Raw genomic sequence first — 5,046 nt, forward strand, 5'->3', positions numbered from 1 at the left:
ACGCGCCCGGTCCTGCCGCGTCCAGTCCAGCTGCAGGCGGTCCAGCTGCGCCCGGTCATCCGCGGTCGGCGTCGGACCGGGGCTCCAAGCCAGCGGGCGGGATCCGGAGTTCGGGTGCCGCTGCGATTGGAGACAACGGCGATGAGGTATCCACTACCCGGCAGGGAGCGATGCCCACCGCCGGCGCGGCAGGCACGGACGGGCCGCAGCCGGGTTCGAAGCCGGCAGGCAACGTCGCGGACGATGCCCGCCCGACCACCCCGCGGCCCGATATTTCCACCCCCGCCCCCGTGGCGGGCCGGTCGCCCGACAGCCCTCCCGGGCCGAGAGCGGTCCAAGATCGGACCGATCCGGCCTCAACCACTGGCGTCACTTCCGGGTCCGGCGCGGGTTGGCCTACTAGCAAACCTCGGGGGTACGCCGGGTGCCTGCGGAACGTGTCCGGATTCATGGTCTTCGAGACGTCGGAAGGGCTGTTGACATCGACTCATCAGGCGGACAATCGTGGCGACGTTCGCCCGGCGGCCGTAGGCTGGCCGCGCGTCGATAGTGTGGACCGGACGGTGGGAGAGCCAGGCGCCCCACCGCTTCCTGCCGGACCGCACGTTCGCGGTGCCGACCCAATCCAAGCAGGCAGGGAAAAGACGGTGCATGACTATGGCAGGGGCCCCGACGGCGCCCCAGGCTGGGACCGTGTTTCACGTGAAACCGATCCACACGCCGACTCCGATCGAAGCGTGAGCTTGAGTGTGAGCTTCGAGAGTGGGGAGCAGGGCGTGCCTCAACCACGGGCTGGGAACGGCGGCCAGGTCTACGGCACCCCGATGAGCGAGTCCGACGTGGCCGAGCCTCGGCGGTCTGCCCCGGCACCACGCTCCGGGCCATCGGATCCGGCGGGTTCCGGTGCCGCGGTCACCTCGTCACCGGTAGCTCAGCTCGCGGGCTCGTCCGCATCCGGCCATCCGGTCGCAGTGGTCGCGCAGCCTACCGGCGGCGGGTCGGCAAGCGAACCTGTTTCACGTGAAACGCCGGATGGGGATGAGGGCGATCCGCCGCTCGCCATGGAAGCGTTGCGTGCTGTGCAGATCCTCAACCCGAGCGGCGACATTGTCATGCCGCGCCCTGACCATCCGCGGGTGTTCTGCGTCGCGAACCAGAAGGGCGGCGTCGGCAAGACCACCACGACGGTCAACCTCGCGGTGGCGTTGGCGCTGCACGGGAACCGTGTGCTCGTGGTCGACCTCGACCCGCAGGGCAACGCGTCTACCGGGCTGAACGTGCCGCACCACGCCGGCGTACCCGATGTCTATGACTGTCTCATCGACAACGTGCCGCTCGCGGACGTCGCGCAGCCGGTCGAGGGCATTCCCAATCTCTTCTGCGTGCCGGCCACGATCGACCTGGCCGGCGCCGAGATCGAGCTCGTCTCGGTCGTCGCCCGCGAGTCGCGGCTGCAGCGCGCGATCACCGGACACCCCGAGAAGTTCGACTACGTCTTCATCGACTGCCCGCCCTCGCTCGGCCTGCTGACGGTCAACGCGCTCTGCGCGGCCCAGGAGGTCCTCATCCCGATCCAGTGCGAGTACTACGCGCTCGAGGGCCTGAATCAACTGATCAACAACATCAATCTGGTACGGCAACACCTCAACCCGACGCTCGACGTCTCCACGATCCTGCTCACCATGTACGACCGCCGCACGCGCTTGGCGGACGCCGTGGAGCAGGACGTCCGGAACCACTTCGGCTCGAAGGTCCTCGAGGCCGTGATTCCGCGGAACGTTCGGGTGTCGGAGGCTCCGAGCTACGGCCAGTCCGTGATGACCTACGATCCGGGTTCGCGGGGCGCCACGAGCTACTTCGAGGCGGCTCTGGAGATCGCGATGCGCGGGGTCAACACGGGAGGCGCGGCATGAAGAACCGTCCACGGGGCGGCCTTGGCCGCGGCTTGGGTGCGCTGATCCCAACCGCGCCCCCGGCCGGTGCGGGAGTGGCGACGTCGGAGGAACCGCCGCCGTCGGTGCCTCCTGCTCTGCAGCCGTCGACTCCCTCCGAGCCGGCACACGCGTCCACCCAGTTCATCGCGCCCGCCGAAACGCCGCCGCCCGCCGCCCCCGTTGAAGACGGTGACGACGGCCTGGCCCCGGTGCCCGGCGCGCGGTTCGCGGAACTTCCCGTCTCCGCGATCGAGCCGAACGCGAAGCAGCCGCGACTCGTCTTCGACGAGGACGCGCTGGAGGAGCTGAAGACCTCGATCCAGGAGGTCGGCTTCCTGCAGCCGATCGTCGTACGCGATGTCGGCGGCGGCCGTTACGAGCTGGTCATGGGTGAGCGCCGCTGGCGGGCGGCGCAGGCCGTCGGCAAGGAGACGATCCCCGCGATCGTCCGGGACACCCGCGACGACGCGATGCTCCGCGACGCGCTGCTGGAGAACATCCACCGTGCGAACCTGAACCCGCTCGAAGAGGCGGCGGCCTACCAGCAGCTGCTCGAGGAGTTCGGCGCGACACACGAGGAGCTGGCCCGGCGGATAGGTCGGAGCCGACCGCAGATCTCGAACACCATAAGGCTGTTGAACCTGCCGGCACCGGTGCAGCGCCGGGTCGCGGCGGGAATCCTCTCGGCCGGACATGCGCGTGCGCTGCTGGGCCTGGAGGACAGCGAGACCCAGGAGAAGCTGGCGCTGCGGATCGTGGCCGAAGGGCTGTCGGTCCGGGCGACCGAGGAACTGGTGTCGCTGGCAATCGCCGACGGTCCGGTGAAGAAGTCCGCACCGACGCGGCGGCCCAAGGTGCACGCGCCGGCGCTGAACGATCTGGCCGACCGGCTGTCGGATCGCTTCGACACCCGGGTCAAGGTCGACATCGGCCGGAACAAGGGCAGGATCACGATCGAGTTCGCGACGGTCGACGACCTGGAGCGGATCGTGGGCATGATCGGCGTAGAAGAGGAAGGCTCCGACACAGCCGAGGAGTGATCGATCAGCGGAGCACCGGGTTGGCTACCGGTGACGAAGCTCGGGAATGCAAGGCACGTGATTCGGCGGATCACGTGCCTTCTTCATGTCCCGTGTTGATCTTCAATTTTGGGGACGTTCGGGGGTGGGCCAGGGTCGTGAAACATGAGCTCAGGTCGACTTTGGATGATCATCGGTTCTGTCAGAGCCATTCTCCTGAGGTTTTTGGATCCTCCGGATCTTCGTTGCCAGCCGATTCTGGCGCCCCAAACATCCCGATTTGGGCAGTGGGGCTGTGAGGAGCCGTGTTTCGGCCTTGAAACGCGAGCCGGTGTCGCTTCTCGAAGTTGCTATGACTCGATGGATCTATGCGCTGATGTAGCTATGTAGGGCTTCCTCGGGGCGTCGATGGCTGGCTGGATCACGACGCCCCGAGGGCAGAGATCGACTGGGTCGCGCCAGTCATGTTTGCCGTCGAAGCGGCGCCGGCGGAGCTGGCTCGTCGTGCCGTCGTGCCGTCGTGCCGTCGTGCGGGGGTTGGCGGGGTGGAGCCGCTGTTGGAAGAAGCCCGTCCGGCATCAACGCCGATGCTGACCGTCAGTGGCAGTCATTTCGAATCGGGCGGGGCGGCCCTGCGGTCACCATCTTGTGGGGGCGACCCAGGCTCAAACAACTGCCCGCCCCGCCCAGTCTTGAGTTCGGGGAAGGCTGCAACGCGTGACCACGAATCTCACCCGGGTGCACATCTGGCCCGGCCATCAGTTCCTTGGCAACAGTCCCCAGGTCCGCGGGATCGTGTCGTCGAGGAGCACGCAGGAGGTTCATACGGAGCTGGTGACATCCCGGTCTCGGCTCTTCGATGCTGATCGGCTGCCCGCACTTGGCGGCGAGTCTCCGGGTAGCTCATGTCGGTCTTGCCTCCAGGACCGCGGCGGTGAAGTCGTCCCGTCGGTTGGAGCGGACTGCTCGAGCCGTAACGAATCGCCTTCGGCAGGAGCTCTTGGTAGGGCGCAAGTCGACCTTGAAGCCACGGTGCGCTTGGCGGAATCGAACCCGGCTTTACTGTCATCGGCTCGGTCTATGTGGCGACAACCCGCCGCGTCGCGCTCCTCCCCGCTGCTGAACATTTGCGGTCACCGCGCTTCGGCTGGCACCCGCGCCGCTGATCACGGCCGTCTACGGCTGGGCGTGTTGTCGGGTGTTGTCTGGGAGTTCGGCTCGGCCTTGGTGCAGCAAAGCCGGAGCCATGCTGCGGGCCCACCGCCTGCTAATCAGGAGCGGCTCGATCGGGGATCGCTGGTCTGCTCCTGACCGGGCATGCTCTGGAAGGAGTTCGTGGAAGCCGCTCGCCCGCACGTGGCCGTTGGCTGCGGATAAACGCGGCCGGCTTCTCGGTCACGGCGAGAGTCCGGCGAGGGGTCTCGCAGATGTCGAGGTCGATCGAGATCGCCGGCCGTAGTCGCGGCCACTGCGGTCTTGGCGGGCGCCTCAGGCGGCGCTTGGGTTCGCTCGATACTTATGCGGGTTCGGGTGGTCTGGACTACTCGCTCGCCCGAGCCGGACTTGATCGAGAGTGCGGCTCAGACGCGTTGGTCGGCACTTCGCCAGTGCACCGCGCCACATGGCTGACGTTCCGCCGCGACTCACTCAGGGCGGGAAGGAGCGTCGCCTGCCATCCCGGCTCCTGCCTGGTTACCTCCCGCGCGGGGAGGGAGAACTGGATGTTCGGTGTATCCCGCGACCTATCTCAGCGGCCAGGCGGAGGGTTTGTGCGCCGCGGCCGTGAGGGGCGGGGACGTCGACGCGATGCCCTGTTGGTAGGGCCGGGCGGAGGCCTGGATCCAGCTTTGGCTTCGCGATGACCTCGCAGTCCGGTCCGGTGGTTCTGCGCTACGGCAGGGCGGGGCGGTTCGACCTGGGGCGAGAGGACCGCGTGCGCTGGAAGCTGGGTAACCGAATGGAATGTGCGATGACAGAGCCCTCCGGCGCTCCACGGCCTCCGGCGCTCCACGGCCTCCGGCGCTCCACGGCCTCCGGCGCTCCACGGCCTCCGGCGCTCCACGGCCTCCGGCGCTCCACGGCCTCCGGCGCTC

Annotated in this window: 2 protein-coding genes; both read left to right on the plus strand. The window is 68.0% G+C overall.

Features of this window, described 5'->3' with window-relative positions; translation table 11 throughout:
* The first annotated feature begins 824 nt into the window (after positions 1-824).
* On the plus strand, positions 825-1,913 hold the full coding sequence (locus tag AB0B58_RS13180) for an AAA family ATPase (protein WP_360222362.1): 1,089 nt from the start codon (positions 825-827) through the stop codon (positions 1,911-1,913).
* Complete coding sequence (locus AB0B58_RS13185; RefSeq protein WP_360222364.1) at positions 1,910-2,974, plus strand: ParB/RepB/Spo0J family partition protein; 1,065 nt, start codon at positions 1,910-1,912, stop codon at positions 2,972-2,974. Before AB0B58_RS13180 ends, AB0B58_RS13185 begins: the two co-directional genes overlap by 4 nt.
* Positions 2,975-5,046 lie beyond the last annotated feature (2,072 nt).

Origin of the sequence: Actinoplanes sp. NPDC049118, from assembly GCF_040648555.1 — a bacterium.
Lineage (GTDB): Bacteria > Actinomycetota > Actinomycetes > Mycobacteriales > Micromonosporaceae > Actinoplanes.

What these genes read in the sequence shown, in the direction of transcription:
- AB0B58_RS13180 (WP_360222362.1), top strand. Translation starts at nt 825, where the DNA reads ATGAGCGAGTCCGACGTGGCCGAGCCTCGGCGGTCTGCCCCGGCACCA.
- AB0B58_RS13185 (WP_360222364.1), top strand. Translation starts at nt 1,910, where the DNA reads ATGAAGAACCGTCCACGGGGCGGCCTTGGCCGCGGCTTGGGTGCGCTG.